Origin of the sequence: Hydrogenophilus thiooxidans, assembly GCF_019049855.1 — a bacterium.
Classification (GTDB): domain Bacteria; phylum Pseudomonadota; class Gammaproteobacteria; order Burkholderiales; family Rhodocyclaceae; genus Hydrogenophilus; species Hydrogenophilus thiooxidans.
The window spans coordinates 1-12,826 of sequence record NZ_JAHLSY010000004.1 but is presented as its reverse complement, the minus strand read 5'-3'; the positions used below and the strand labels follow the sequence as shown (position 1 = coordinate 12,826).

The 12,826-nt window shown below is 65.0% G+C and carries 14 protein-coding genes; 6 read left to right on the top strand and 8 right to left on the bottom strand.

The window, feature by feature from the left end:
• The first annotated feature begins 7 nt into the window (after positions 1 to 7).
• The 3 genes from KUL93_RS02795 to zapD are packed head-to-tail and all read left to right on the top strand — an operon-like array spanning position 8 to position 2,522.
• Positions 8 to 1,081 carry an SPOR domain-containing protein gene (locus KUL93_RS02795; RefSeq protein ID WP_217125601.1) on the top strand — a complete coding sequence of 358 codons (1,074 nt, stop codon included), beginning with the start codon at positions 8 to 10 and terminating at the stop codon, positions 1,079 to 1,081.
• The gene (coaE, locus tag KUL93_RS02790) at positions 1,078 to 1,761 is read left to right on the top strand and encodes a dephospho-CoA kinase (protein ID WP_217125600.1); all 684 of its coding nucleotides are present in this window, start codon (positions 1,078 to 1,080) and stop codon (positions 1,759 to 1,761) included. The genes KUL93_RS02795 and coaE overlap by 4 nt, the downstream gene beginning before the upstream one ends.
• Positions 1,758 to 2,522 carry a cell division protein ZapD gene (gene zapD, locus KUL93_RS02785; RefSeq protein ID WP_217125599.1) on the top strand — a complete coding sequence of 255 codons (765 nt, stop codon included), beginning with the start codon at positions 1,758 to 1,760 and terminating at the stop codon, positions 2,520 to 2,522. The genes coaE and zapD overlap by 4 nt, the downstream gene beginning before the upstream one ends.
• Here zapD and KUL93_RS02780 read toward each other — a convergent pair.
• Positions 2,516 to 3,553, bottom strand: a complete 1,038-nt coding sequence (locus KUL93_RS02780) for a Nudix family hydrolase (RefSeq protein ID WP_217125598.1) — start codon at positions 3,551 to 3,553, stop codon at positions 2,516 to 2,518. The two genes, zapD and KUL93_RS02780, sit on opposite strands and share 7 nt — an antisense overlap.
• Positions 3,550 to 4,428 carry an ATP-binding protein gene (locus KUL93_RS02775; protein WP_346731630.1) on the bottom strand — a complete coding sequence of 293 codons (879 nt, stop codon included), beginning with the start codon at positions 4,426 to 4,428 and terminating at the stop codon, positions 3,550 to 3,552. The genes KUL93_RS02780 and KUL93_RS02775 overlap by 4 nt, the downstream gene beginning before the upstream one ends.
• A 16-nt stretch (positions 4,429 to 4,444) precedes the next feature.
• On the opposite strand from KUL93_RS02775, the gene mltA reads away from it, so the two are divergent.
• Positions 4,445 to 5,995: a murein transglycosylase A gene (gene mltA, locus KUL93_RS02770; protein ID WP_217125596.1), complete on the top strand. Its 1,551-nt coding sequence runs from the start codon at positions 4,445 to 4,447 to the stop codon at positions 5,993 to 5,995.
• On the opposite strand, the gene KUL93_RS02765 is transcribed toward mltA, so the two are convergent.
• From KUL93_RS02765 to KUL93_RS02750, 4 genes are read right to left on the bottom strand one after another with little or no spacing between them, the layout of a single operon-like run.
• On the bottom strand, positions 5,958 to 7,484 hold the full coding sequence (locus KUL93_RS02765) for an ATP-binding protein (protein WP_217125595.1): 1,527 nt from the start codon (positions 7,482 to 7,484) through the stop codon (positions 5,958 to 5,960). The genes mltA and KUL93_RS02765 overlap by 38 nt on opposite strands.
• On the bottom strand, positions 7,456 to 7,737 hold the full coding sequence (locus KUL93_RS02760; RefSeq protein ID WP_217125594.1) for a PP0621 family protein: 282 nt from the start codon (positions 7,735 to 7,737) through the stop codon (positions 7,456 to 7,458). Before KUL93_RS02760 ends, KUL93_RS02765 begins: the two co-directional genes overlap by 29 nt.
• Positions 7,737 to 8,951: a methionine aminotransferase gene (locus KUL93_RS02755; RefSeq protein WP_346731629.1), complete on the bottom strand. Its 1,215-nt coding sequence runs from the start codon at positions 8,949 to 8,951 to the stop codon at positions 7,737 to 7,739. The genes KUL93_RS02760 and KUL93_RS02755 overlap by 1 nt, the downstream gene beginning before the upstream one ends.
• Entirely contained in the window at positions 8,932 to 9,825 is an 894-nt protein-coding gene (locus KUL93_RS02750) for an NAD(P)-dependent oxidoreductase (RefSeq protein ID WP_217125593.1), read from the bottom strand. Before KUL93_RS02750 ends, KUL93_RS02755 begins: the two co-directional genes overlap by 20 nt.
• A gap of 84 nt (positions 9,826 to 9,909) precedes the next feature.
• Here KUL93_RS02750 and KUL93_RS02745 point away from each other — a divergent pair, with 84 nt between their 5' ends.
• Positions 9,910 to 11,232 (top strand): sigma-54-dependent transcriptional regulator, encoded by a 1,323-nt coding sequence (locus tag KUL93_RS02745; protein ID WP_217125592.1) that lies wholly within the window; start codon positions 9,910 to 9,912, stop codon positions 11,230 to 11,232.
• Here KUL93_RS02745 and KUL93_RS02740 read toward each other — a convergent pair.
• Together KUL93_RS02740 and KUL93_RS02735 are read right to left on the bottom strand one after the other, a co-directional pair.
• Positions 11,209 to 11,766 (bottom strand): hypothetical protein, encoded by a 558-nt coding sequence (locus KUL93_RS02740; protein ID WP_217125591.1) that lies wholly within the window; start codon positions 11,764 to 11,766, stop codon positions 11,209 to 11,211. The two genes, KUL93_RS02745 and KUL93_RS02740, sit on opposite strands and share 24 nt — an antisense overlap.
• On the bottom strand, positions 11,763 to 12,077 hold the full coding sequence (locus KUL93_RS02735; RefSeq protein WP_217125590.1) for a nucleotidyltransferase domain-containing protein: 315 nt from the start codon (positions 12,075 to 12,077) through the stop codon (positions 11,763 to 11,765). The genes KUL93_RS02740 and KUL93_RS02735 overlap by 4 nt, the downstream gene beginning before the upstream one ends.
• A 57-nt stretch (positions 12,078 to 12,134) precedes the next feature.
• On the opposite strand from KUL93_RS02735, the gene KUL93_RS02730 reads away from it, so the two are divergent.
• Complete coding sequence (locus KUL93_RS02730; RefSeq protein ID WP_217125589.1) at positions 12,135 to 12,674, top strand: Gx transporter family protein; 540 nt, start codon at positions 12,135 to 12,137, stop codon at positions 12,672 to 12,674.
• The last annotated feature ends 152 nt before the right edge of the window (positions 12,675 to 12,826 follow it).

The window sequence follows — 12,826 nt, the reverse complement described above, 5'->3', positions numbered from 1 at the left end:
GGAAACGATGCGGTTTGCGATCGCGCTTCTTTTGGTGATCAACGCGCTGCTTTTCGCTGCGCAAAGCGGACTCGTCTCGCTTCCGGAACCGCCGCGGCCACAACCGCTGCCGCAGCCCCTGCGCAGCGACGCGCTCCAACTCGTCGCCGCAACGATAGTCGAATATACGCCGGAGGGCGCGCGTGCCCATAACGACGCCGTAGCGGCAGCCCAATCGCCCCCAACGGCCACCCAAACGTCCCCTGCCACCGTGCAAACGCAAGCGGCTGCGCGCCCCGCCGATCCGGTCACTGCGGTACTGGCTGGCGCAGCGCCGGAAACCGAAGCAGCCGCACCGGCCGCTCCTACCGCTGCCCACTCTCCTTCGGCGATTGCGCCCGATCCGATGGCGCCGAAAAAGCCGCAACCCCCGCTCGAAGCGGTAGCGCGGGCCCAACAAGAGACGCCGACTCTGGCGCCGCAACCCACACACACGCCGGCACAAGAACCGACCGCTACTTCAGCACCGGAACCCCCCCCTACGCCAACTCAGCCCGACCCCCCTTTGCCCGGGCGCTTCGCGCGCGAAACGCACTCCGCTTCCAGCACCATGGCTTTGCAAACGACACAACCACCAGCAGCCAAAACCCCCGTGCTGCTTTGCCGCCAAACCTCCGCTTCTGCGGAGGAACGTCGCATTTTGACCGAACTAGCCCAAACGGTTCCTGGCGTGCAACTTACCGCAACGGCCGAACGGGGGGTTGAAGCGTGGTGGGTCGCAACCCCAAGAGCAGAAAACGAAAAACGGGCGCAACAACTTGCCGAAACCCTGCGACAAAAAGGGGTGAGCGATCTTTTCATCGTGCGGGACGCTGGACCCCATCAGTGGCGCATCTCCTTGGGGATTTTCCGCACCCGCGACCGCGCAGAAACACTGGCCGCACAATTGCGGCAAAAAGGAGTGACCCACATCGAGATTCTGCCCCGCCCCTCTTCTGAGCGCTTCACCCTCCTTGCCAAAGGGCCTGAGGCAGCTCTCGAACGCTTCCTCAGTCGTGCCAAAGCCCGCTTGCCCCACCAAACCTGGGAGGCGTGCCGATGACGACCCGCCCTTACCTTGTCGGTCTCACTGGCGGCATCGGTTCGGGCAAAAGCACGGCAGCCGAATACTTTGCGCACTTGGGCGCGGGTGTGATCGACACCGACGCGATCGCCCACGAACTCACCGCCGCAAATGGCGCGGCGATCCCTGCGATTCGCCGGGCGTTCGGCTCCCAGGTGCTCACCCCAGAGGGCGCGTTGCACCGAGCAGCGATGCGTGCGCTTGCTTTTTCCGATCCGGCTGCGCGCAAACGGCTGGAAGCGATCCTGCACCCGATGATCCGTGATACTGTCACCCATCGGATCGACGCATTGGCGCCCCACCACCCGTACCTCATCTTGGTTGTGCCGCTTCTTGTCGAAACCGGGGCGTACCAAACGCTCATCGACCGCCTTCTGGTGGTCGATTGCCCGCAGGAACAGCAGATCAGCCGGGTCAAAGCGCGTTCGGGGTTACCTGAGGAACAGATCGCCGCAATTTTGGCGGCACAAGCCTCGCGCGCCGAGCGGCTGGCCGCGGCGCACGATGTGATCGACAATAGCGGCGACCGCGCCTACCTCGAAGCGCAGATCGAAGCGCTGCACCGGCAATACCTCGCTGCAGCGGGAGGTACTGTGGCAGAAGGCGCAGCGCCAGGCGGCGTAGCAGCAGAAGGCGCTACGCGGGGAGCCGTACGATGATCCGTTTCGAATTCCCGCTCACCGAACAGGTACGCACCTGGTTGCGACTGGAGGCCACGTGGAGCCGTTGGCGCCACTTCGCTCAAGCGAACACCCCGGACGACCACCACGCCGCCCTGATGGCGCTCTTCGAATGCGTCGATATCGCCGGACGCAGCGACCTCAAGCGGCACCTCATCGCCGCGTTGGAGGCCCTCTGTGCCGCACCGACCGCTCAGGAAACGACGAGCCAACGGCCGCGCCGCATCGCGCTGCACGAACCGGTTGCCCAGGCGTTGGCACTGATCGACGCGTTGCGCCAGCAACCCGGACGGATCGACCACGTGATGCGCACGCAGCCGCTTTTGAACGCGCTGCGCACTCGCGCGCACGTCTCAGGCGGCGTCTGCGCGTTCGACCTCCCGACCTACCACTTCTGGCTCAAACTGAGCGCCGAAAAGCGCCGCGCCGATCTCGACGCCTGGGCGCAACCGTTGCACCCCCTCCTGGACGCGATTGCCTGCGTCTTGGCGCACCTGCGGGCACAAAGCACGCCGCAGACCCATACCGCAGCCAACGGCTGCTACCAGCAACCACTCGACGGAAGACTGCCGCGCCTCATCCAAGTGTGGATCGACTCCGCGCATCGCGTCGTTCCCAAGGTTTCCGCGAACAAATACCAGTTCAACCTCCACTTCATCCCCGTGACCGACGAAGGCGGCATCGGCACGGAAGCGGTGAGCACCCAAACGGTTCCCTTCGCGCTTACGCTCTGCTATTGACCATGCAACCAACCGCGGATCGCCGCGATCCCGTGCGCCCCGGCGCTGAGCGCATGCGGCAATTCGGCTGCCGTAAGCCCCCCGATCGCAAAGACCGGCACGGGAGGCGCCGCGATCAACGCGGAAAAGCGCGACCAACCAAGCGGCGCGCGCTCCGGATGGCTTTGGGTCGCTGCAACCGGCCCCACCACCCAGTAGTCGGCGTTTAGCGCCTCCGCAACCGCCCGTTCCGAAGCATCATGGACTGACACGCCCAACAGCAACCCGTACCGCAGTACGGGCCGCTTTGCACCGCGTGCCAACAGCGTGCGCGCTGCTTGCGCCGAGAGGTGGCAGCCGTCGGCGCCAACCGCATCCGCCCATTCGGGCGGCCCATTGACGACGACCCGTTCCGCACCCGCCTCGCGTGCGATCGCCACCAACTGCGCGATTCCCAACCGTGACCACTCCGCGGCCGCATTATCCCCCGCCTCCGCCCCCGGGTCGGGCCGCTTTTCCCGAATTTGCGCGATCACCGCACCGTGGGCACGCGCCGCCCGAATCGACGCGGCCCATCGCGCCGCAGCGTCGTGCCACGCAGGCGACCCCACCGGCGCTCCTCTCGATGCGGCGGTAACCTGAGAGACCACCATCAACCGCGGCAGCACAAGCGCCTCGGCTACCGGCGTGTTCGCCGGAAGCATCGGCGCCACCGACCACGCGCCGGGCGTCTGCCACGTTAGCGCCGCATGGACGTGCGGTTGCGGCGTACCACGCCACCCCCAGACCTGGAAAAAGTGCAAGGTCACATCGGCGTGCGCGTAGCGGTGGCGGCGACACAACCAGGGGGCGATGCGCGCTGCGGTTAGCTCAAGCCCCAACTCTTCGCGCAGTTCGCGAATGAGCGCCTCACGCGGCGTTTCCCCCGCTTCGATTTTCCCGCCAGGAAACTCCCAATAACCGGGATAGAAGGTGTCCGGCGCACGTTGCCCGAGGAGCACCGAACCCGACTCGTTCCACAGCACGGCCGCGGCAACCGCCACGCGCTTCATCGCGCGTGCCCTTCCGTTCGGTCTGCACCCAGTCCATGCCGTCCCGCCCAATCGCGCGCGAATTGCCACGCCACCCGGCCAGAACGCGACCCGCGCTCGATCGCCCAGACCAGCGCCTCTTGCCGTGCCGCCGCGATCTGGGCGTCGCTCGCACCAAAATGGCGCAGCCACGTCGCCACGATCTCCAAGTATGCCGCTTGGGAAAAGGGATAGAACGACACCCAGAGCCCGAAGCGCTCCGAAAGCGAAATCTTCTCTTCCGTTGCCTCGGCGGGATGCACCTCGCCGCCTACGTGTCGGGTCGCTTCGTTTTCGCTGAAATACTCCGGCATCAGGTGGCGGCGGTTCGACGTCGCGTAAATCAGCACATTCTCGGGCTGCGCCCAAACCGAACCGTCGAGCACGCTCTTCAACGTCTTGTACGCTGCCTCTCCCGGCTCGAACGACAGATCGTCGATGAAGAGCACGAAGCGCCACGGGGCGTCTGCAACCCGCTCCAACAAACGGGGCAGTTCGACGAGATCCCCTTTTTCGATCTCGATCAAGCGCAACCCCTGCGCGGCATATTCGGTCAAGAGCGCTTTGACAAGCGACGACTTGCCGCACCCGCGCGCTCCGGTCAGCAACACGTTGTTCGCAGGCAACCCGCGCAAAAACTGCTCGGTGTTCGCCACCACACGCGCTTTTTGCGCGTCGATCTCACGCAGATCGGCCAAACGGAGTCGGTGTGGATGGCGCACGGGCTCCAAGCTCACCCGAACCCCAACCCTCCGCAACCAAAAAGCGTCGGCAGCGGCCCAGTCGGGCGCTACGAGCGGGGCCCCAGGGTTCGTCGCTTCGAGCGCCACCGCGATCCGCTCCAAAATGGGAACCATCGCTTCCCATGCCATCATGTTGCGATCGAAAACCATTGCGTTCCTCCACACGAACACGCCGCATTGTACCGATCCCGGCGCATGTGACGCGCTACGGCCGCCGCCGCGTCGCCCACCACACGATCCCAACCAGCACCGCGACCACGAGCAACTCGATCCCAGCCACCCACATCGCACAATCCTCCCCGCGTTCGTTTATACTGCCCCGATCATACGCCACAAACCCAACCGTTTGGGAACCCGAACCGTGATACGACGCCGCGCAATCGAACCGCAAAAGGGGCCTTTTCGCCTACGCATTCGCCGTTTCCCGCCCCAGCGCTTTCCGCGTGCACGCCGCTTCCTTGCGCCCCTCCTCTTTGTCGCGACGGCGCTCACCGGCTGTCAAACGGCTCAACAGCCACCGCTTTGCCTCCCCGAAACGGCGCACGCACCCATCGAGCAGCCTGCGGCACCCAAACCGGTTCCGGGCACGCTCACCGCACAGCCCAGCGACTGGGCGGAACTTCCCGGCACCGCGCACGACACCCTAGAAGGCGCACTCACCGCGTTGGCCCGCGCCTGCCCCACCCTCAGCAACCGGTACCGCGAATGGCAGCCTCTGTGCGCGGGTTTGCCCACGAACGCCCCGTTACCCGAGCAGCGGGCGTGGCTCCAGACCCACCTGCAACCGTGGCAACTCACAGCCCACACCGCCGATGGCCAGCGCACGACGGGACTCCTGACCGGCTATTTCGAACCGGTGATCGCCGCAAGCCGCACGCCACGCCCGGACTACCCCTTTCCGATCCACGCTCCGCCGCCGGACCTGGTCACCGTCGCGCTCGAAAGCGTCGTACCCGCAACCCGCCACCTTCGTCTCAAAGGACGGCTGGTCGGCAACCGCGTCGTGCCGTACTACAGTCGCGGCGAAATCATCGCGATGGGCACACGGTTTCCTGCTCCCGTCCTCTTTTGGGCGAAAGACCCGCTCGACCTCTTCTTCCTCCACATCCAAGGCTCGGGGCGCTTGCGCTTGGCGGAAGGAGGCGAAGCGCGCATCGGCTATGCCGACCACAACGGCCACCCCTACCGTTCGATCGGACAGCTCTTGGTCGCGCGCGGCGAACTGCCCCTCGAACGCGCGTCATTGACTGGAATCCGCGCGTGGCTCGAAACCCACCCGCACGCGCGCGATGCGCTCCTAGCGGAAAACCCCAGCTACGTCTTTTTCCGCGAACTTCCGCCCCCAAGTAGCGACCCCGCCGACGGTCCCGTAGGCGCGCTCGGCGTGCCGCTCGTTGCGCAACGCAGCGTCGCGGTCGACCCGCGGTTTCTGCCGCTTGGCGCACCGCTGTGGCTCTACGCCCCGAACGCGCCCCAACCGCTCGCGCAATTGGTCGTCGCGCTCGACACCGGCGGCGCGATCCAAGGGCCTCTGCGCGGCGACTTCTACTGGGGGAGTGGGCACGCGGCGGGCGCACGCGCGGGACGCACCAAAGCAGACGCCACCTGGTGGCTGCTTTGGCCTCGGGGCGCCAATCCGCCGGTTACCCGCAACGCGCCGCTTGCGGCAACAGCACGGTAAAGACGGCCCCCCCTTTGGGGCCACGTCGATAGCGAACTTCACCGCCGTTTACGCGCACCAGCTCATGCACCAGATAGAGACCCAACCCCGTGCCGTTGGCGCGGCCGGAGACGAACGGCTCGAACAGCCGCTCGGCGAGCTCGTCGGCTACACCGGGTCCGTCGTCGGCCACCGTGAGGCACACCTGCTCGTTCGCTGCCGAGACGGTCACCTGCACCGCGCCCGGTTGCGCCGAGGCAAAGGCCAACGCGTTGCGGACCAAATTGTCGACGATCGTCTGGAGGTGGCGCACATCCACCCACGCCGCGATCGCGTCGCTGCCCTGCACCGAAACGCGCGTTTGCTCCGGCTGGGGCAACTCCGAACACCAACGGCGTAGCCACGCTACCAACGGAACCGCCTCAGGGTTTGGGGGCTGCTGTCTTCCCAGCAGCAGCACCTCGTCGATCAGATGGGCGATGCGCGCCGCGTTGCGCTCGGCCAACGCAACCAGCTCCCCGCGCTCGCTGCTCGTTGCGGCATCGCGCAAGAGGTCGAGCGCCTGCATCACCCCGGCCAGGGGATTGCGCACCTCATGCGCCACCCCGGCAAGCAGCAAACCCAGTGACGCCAGCCGCTCCTGCCGGAACGCGCGCTGCACTCCGGCAAAATCGGAGAGAAAGAGCAACCACACCCCGTTGCGATCCGGCATCCCGCCTTTCAGCCGCCACAAACGCCCGTTCTGGCGCCACCACCGCTCCTCACCAGGATGAATCGGCTCAGGCAGGACTTCGGTAAGCGGCTTGTCACTCGGGTCTTCCCCCAACCACGCCACGACGCGGGGGGAGGCGTAGCGGACCACCCCCTGCGCATCGATCCACAACACTCCGTCCGCGAGCTCCTGAACGATGCGATCGTTTACCGTACGCTGCCACGCGAGCAACGCCTGTTGCGCCTGGTGCGCCGCCTCGGTTTGCCGCAGCCGCGTCCCCAACCGCTGCGCCAACCACGCCGCAACGAAAAGCGCTCCACCCGCCGCACCGACCAAAAACGGATCGGTTGCCGCCCACCCTTGCCAGAGCCGCCACAGGTTCTCCCCGAGCAAAGCGAGCGCCGCGACCGCGGCATGAAAGAGCGCGATTTTCGGCACCGCTTCGAGCGCCGCCACCACAACCAGCACGAACAACAGCGTCGGCAACCCAGAGGCGAACCCGCCGCTTGTCGCCAGCAACGCGGCAAACGCAAGGGCATCGACCACCGCGGCCGCCACCGCCTTGTGCGCGGCAACGAGTGTCGCACTGGGCCAGACCGTCAGTGCCACCGCAACAGCCAGATAACACGCCGCGGTGAAGAAAAAGAGCGAAGGCGCCTCCCGCCCCAACCCCATCGTCGGGCCACCGACCAAGAGCAACCCGGCAATGACCAACCGCAGCGCGTCGCTGGCGCGTTTCAGCGTCCAGAAGCGCGACAGAGAGCCGCCGTCACTGGGAGCCAAGTTGGCGGTGTTCATCACAACAGAAGTAACGCCCGTTCCGCATTTTGGCTTCGCTCTTGGGGATCAGCACACCACAACGGGCGCATGCCACCAACGCATCTTCCCGCACCGCATTTTCCGGCGCGTCCGCTGCAGCAGGGGGTTCTTGCGTCCGACCCCACCGCCAGCCCCATGGGCGCTCCTGCCTCGGCGCTTGCGGCGCCTGCCAACGGCGTTGGATCCACCAGAGTACGCCCGCCACCACCACGAGCAAAACCAAGTATTTCATCACGCTTCCTTGCCTTTCCGGCCACAACCGGCAACCAACCGCTGCCCCGCGGCATCAAGCGTTTCATCGCGCTTCGCGAAACAAAATCGGATGACGCCGTCGTCGCGGTGGTCGTGGTAAAACGCCGAAACCGGGATCGCCGCAACCCCTACCGTCTCGGTCAGCCAGCGGACAAACGCCGTATCGGGTTCGTGCCGGAAATCGGGATGGTGCGCCAACTGAAAGTAGGTTCCCTGTGCGGGCAGCAGGTTGAACCCCGCTTGCGTCAGCCAACCCCGCAAACGGTCCCGTTTTTGCTGGTAAAACGCCGCCAACCCCTCATAGTGCGCCGGTTCGGCCAGATAGTCGGCCAACGCCCACTGCTCCGCGTGGCTCACCGTAAAGACGTCGAACTGATGCACGCGGCGAAATTCCGCCATCAGTGGCGCCGCGCCCACCACGTACCCGATCTTCCAACCGGTGACGTGAAACGTCTTGCCAAAACTGAATACCGCCAGCGCCCGCCCCGCAAGCCCCGGTTGCCGCAATACGCTCTCGTGTCGCGCTCCATCGAAAACGATGTGTTCATAGACTTCGTCGGCAAGCACCATCGCGTCACTGCCGTCGAGCCGCTCGGCAAGCGCCGCCCAATCGGCTTCGCGCCAGATCGCACCCGTGGGGTTGTGCGGCGTATTCACCACCACGAGGCGTGTCCGCGCGGAGAAGCAGCGATCGAACGTCCCCCAATCGGGTGTATAGGTAGGGGGAAGCAGCGGCACGTAGCGCACCACACCACCCGCGAGACGCACCGCAGGCGCGTAGGAGTCGTACGCCGGCTCAAAAAGGATCACCTCGTCGCCCGGATGAACCAAGGCGTGGATCGCCGAAAAGAGCGCCTGCGTCGCCCCGGCGGTCACCGTGATTTCACTCTCAGGGTCCACGCTCAACCCATAACAGCGGGCGAGCTTCGCCGCGATCGCCTCACGCAATGCCGGCACCCCAGCCATTGGCGGATATTGATTCTTACCCGCACCCAGCCAATACGCCACCCGCTCCAACAGCGCCGGGTCGGGGTCGAAATCGGGAAACCCCTGCGACAGGTTGATCGCCCCATGCGCCTGCGCGAGTGCGCTCATCACGGTGAAGATGGTCGTACCCACCTCGGGGAGCTTACTGCGCGGTGCCACCGTTGCGGTAAGCCGCGCACCGCCCCGTTCAGGCTTCGGGGTTGGCACCACTCATCACCTCCAAGATTTGCAGCACCGCGATCGAATCCTCTTCCCCTTTGCCCGATCCCACCACCGCGTTGAAGAGCTGCGCCGCAACCGCGGACGTAAGCGCCGGCACGTTCAAACGGTGCGCCTCGTCGAGCACGATTCTCATATCCTTCTGGTGCATCCACGCCTTGAATCCAGGCCGGAAGTTGCGCGCCAACATCCGTGCCCCGTGGTTTTCGAGTACCTTGGAGTAGGCCGAACCCCCCAAAAGCGCTTCGCGAACCCGAGCGGGATCGACCCCTGCCGCGCGCGCCAAGTTGAGCGCTTCCGCTACCGCGACCACCGTGACCCCAGTAAGCACCTGATTGCACGCTTTCGCCACCTGCCCCGCGCCACTTGCCCCCACGTAGGTCACCGTCTTGCCCATCGCTTCGAAAAAGGGCAACGCCTCCTGAAACGCAGCCTCGTCGCCACCCACCATGATCGTGAGCGTGGCTTCGATCGCGCCGATCTCGCCGCCAGAGACCGGCGCATCGAGCATCCGCACTCCCCGTTCCGCAAGCTGCGCGGCGATCTCCTTCGCCGCCCCCGGCGCGATCGTGCTCATATCGACGTGGATATGGCCCGCTCGCGCTCCTTGCACGACACCGTTCGGCCCCAACGTCACCTCGGCAACGTCCGGCGCATCGGCCACCATCGAAATCGTCACCGGCACCGCTTCGGCAAGCGCCGCGGGCGACGCCGCCCCGTGCGCACCCGCATCGAGCAACGGCTGCATCGACTCTGCGCGCCGCGCCCAGACATGCACTTCGAACCCAGCCTTCAACAAGTTCAACGCCATGGGCCGGCCCATCAGCCCCAGACCGATGAAACCCACTTTTTGGTTTGCCATCGTGCTTGCTCCGCTAGCTGACTCCGAACGAGGCAGCCATTATCGCATAGAGCCCTTGACACAAAAATCGGGCACAATAGCGCCATGCGCGCGCTCATCATCGACGACGAACCGGATCTGCGCCTCACCCTGAAGGGGCTGCTCGCCCGCTTGGGGTGGGAAGCCGTCACCGCCGCCACCTGTGCCGAAGGGCTCGCCCGCGCCCGCCGCGAACCCTTCGACCTGGTGCTCACCGACCTGCGCCTTCCGGACGGTAACGGGATCGCGATCATCGAAGCACTGACCCAGGAAAAACCGGAGCTTCCCGTCGCTGTGATCACCGCGTACGGCGACATCGACACCGCGGTGCGCGCGACCAAACTCGGCGCAATCGACTTCCTCACCAAACCGGTCGCGCGCGAACGGTTGGCCAAACTGCTCGATGCGGTGCCCGCGCCCGCAGCGAATACGCCACCATCCCTCGAAAGCGACCCCCAGACGCAACTGATCGGGTCCAGCGCCGTGATGACCACCGTGCGCGCGCAGATCGCCCGTTTCGCAAAGAGCCTCGCGCCGGTCCTCATCCAAGGGCCCTCGGGCTCCGGCAAAGAGCGCACCGCGCGGCTCCTCCACGCCCTCTCCCCGCGCCGCCATGGCCCATTCGTTGCCGTCAACTGTGGCGCGATCCCTGCAGAACTCATCGAAGCGGAACTCTTCGGCGTCAAAAAAGGGGCCTATACCGGCGCCCACAGCGACCGCACCGGGCTCATCGCCAGCGCAGCGGGCGGCACCCTTTTCCTGGACGAAGTGGCCGAATTGCCGCTGCCGCTCCAACCCAAACTCCTGAGGGTGCTCCAAGAGCGCACCATCCGCCCGCTTGGCGGCACCGAAGAGCGCCCCGTGGACGTCCGATTCGTTGCCGCAACGCACGTCGATCTGGCTGCCGCAGTGGCCGAAGGGCGCTTTCGTGAAGACCTCTACTACCGCCTGGCGGTCCTGGTGGTCGATCTTCCGCCACTGACCGCGCGCCGTGAGGACATTCCGCTCTTGGCCGAACACCTGATCCAGCGCATCGCGGAACGGGACCAGCTCCCCCCGGCGCCCATCACCCCGGAAGCGCTGGCGTGGCTGCAGCAGCAACCCTGGCCCGGCAACGTCCGCGAACTGGAAAACGTACTCGCCCGTGCGCTCGCGCTCAGTGACGGCGCGATCACGCCACAGTGCCTCACCCAATGCACCCGCGCGCACCCTGCGGCACAGCCCCAACCTGTGGAACAGCCCCCTCAGGCCAACGAGCCACCGCTCACCCCCGAACGGCTGCGTGCCGCGTTGGCAGCGTGTGGCGGCAACCAATCGCGCGCAGCGCAGCAGTTGGGCATCACGCTGAGCCAACTGCGCTACCGCTTACGGAAATGGGGTATTTTCTGAATCCGTGCCCCGTTGTTCGTGGGGTAGCTCTAGCGGCGGGGGCAAAAGTGTTTGCTCAATTCCGATGCGCGTTTCGGCAAACTGCCGAACCGCGTTGAAGACCGCAAAGAGTAGAAACGTACCTTCTCGGGCTAGCAGCAAATCTTCGGCAAACACCGCGGGATCAACCAGATACTCATGAATCAACCGGTTGCGCAGCAAACGAACCTCGAGCCACTGCTCGGTGCTTGGCAAAACCCCCAACCGCTCGGCACGATTGAGCACCTCGATCTGACTCCCCGGCGTCTCGGCTATCGCCAAAAGCCAGCGGGGAAGTAATTTCGTGGCTATGGTATCTTGCATCCGGCCAAAACGCGAGACGAACGCTTCCAACCGTTCCGCTCGTTCCCAATCATCCGTCAACCCCAAGACCCAATCGACCGTGATCGGTTCACGAAAGAGCCGCCTCCAGCTAAAGTCGAGATGCACTCCTTCTCGCCAGACGATCGTAAGCGTAGCGATCAAGCGGTCAATGGGCAAAAACGCCGCAGTCACAACATCAGCCCTGTCCGCAAAGCCTCGGCATGAATCGGGAGGCGAGCAACCAGAGGATCGAGAACCAAAAGATCGATCGGTTGCTCTCCTAACCGCATCTGCAACCGAGCCAAACAACGCAACGTCTTGCGTTCGCGATCGGCAATAGGCGTAGGCGACTCCACCAGCAAATCGATATCGCCTCCCCGCGCAGTGGCATCAACCCGAGAACCAAAAAGCCACACCCGCACCTCCGGGCCAAACACCTCACGGACGGTTGCACGGATCGTTGCCCGATAATGATCAGAAAGACGCGGAAACGTTGCTATCATCACAATTGACAGTTACCGCTTTTTCAACTGAAACCATTCTATAGCAAACCAAAGCGCGTGACCACCGGCCCACACCTCACCCCGACCGCAGAAGACCGCCGCATCGCGCGCTGGAGCGGTGCAGCAATCGCCCTTTCCATCGCCGAAGCCGCGATTCCGCTTCCCATCCCCGGCGTCAAACCGGGAGTGGCGAACATCGTTGTACTCTGGGTAGGCTGGCGACACGGCTGGCAAGCGGCAGCTTGGGTGAGCCTCTTGCGCGTCTTCGCCGCGAGTATCGCCTTGGGGCAACTCTTCGCGCCGGGGTTTTTCCTTGCGCTAGCCGGTGCGATCGCAAGCCTTGCGGCGCTTGCCGTTGCGCTGGGGCTTCCGCGGCACCTCTTTGGCCCGGTTACCGCGTCGCTCCTCATGGCGTGGGCGCACATCTGGGGGCAACTGATCCTAGCGCGCCTTTGGCTCGTTCCCCACGATGGGATCTGGTGGTTGCTGCCGGTGTTTCTCTCTACTGCAACGCTCTTTGGTTTGGCAAACGGCTTGGTTGCCGCGTACTTGTTGGCGCACTCGCCAGCCACTTCAGAACCGGTGGCGTCCGCCTGAAGCGGGAAACTTTCGGCCGACATTTCGGCCTTGAAGGTAGGGTGCTCACCACGTCCTTGGCGTAAATCCCGGCTGGTTACACACCACCACGTCGTCGTCCGCTTGCACGAGCACATAAAGCCCTTGCTTTTCGGCATAGCGCACGACTTCGT

Bases quoted from the DNA above. Each gene is read 5' to 3' on its own strand.
- KUL93_RS02765 (WP_217125595.1), bottom strand. From the start codon at position 7,484: ATGAACACCGCCAACTTGGCTCCCAGTGACGGCGGCTCTCTGTCGCGC.
- KUL93_RS02750 (WP_217125593.1), bottom strand. From the start codon at position 9,825: ATGGCAAACCAAAAAGTGGGTTTCATCGGTCTGGGGCTGATGGGCCGG.
- zapD (WP_217125599.1), top strand. From the start codon at position 1,758: ATGATCCGTTTCGAATTCCCGCTCACCGAACAGGTACGCACCTGGTTG.
- mltA (WP_217125596.1), top strand. From the start codon at position 4,445: ATGTTGCGATCGAAAACCATTGCGTTCCTCCACACGAACACGCCGCAT.
- KUL93_RS02795 (WP_217125601.1), top strand. From the start codon at position 8: ATGCGGTTTGCGATCGCGCTTCTTTTGGTGATCAACGCGCTGCTTTTC.
- KUL93_RS02735 (WP_217125590.1), bottom strand. From the start codon at position 12,077: ATGATAGCAACGTTTCCGCGTCTTTCTGATCATTATCGGGCAACGATC.
- KUL93_RS02760 (WP_217125594.1), bottom strand. From the start codon at position 7,737: ATGAAATACTTGGTTTTGCTCGTGGTGGTGGCGGGCGTACTCTGGTGG.
- coaE (WP_217125600.1), top strand. From the start codon at position 1,078: ATGACGACCCGCCCTTACCTTGTCGGTCTCACTGGCGGCATCGGTTCG.
- KUL93_RS02745 (WP_217125592.1), top strand. From the start codon at position 9,910: ATGCGCGCGCTCATCATCGACGACGAACCGGATCTGCGCCTCACCCTG.
- KUL93_RS02780 (WP_217125598.1), bottom strand. From the start codon at position 3,553: ATGAAGCGCGTGGCGGTTGCCGCGGCCGTGCTGTGGAACGAGTCGGGT.
- KUL93_RS02775 (WP_346731630.1), bottom strand. From the start codon at position 4,428: ATGGTTCCCATTTTGGAGCGGATCGCGGTGGCGCTCGAAGCGACGAAC.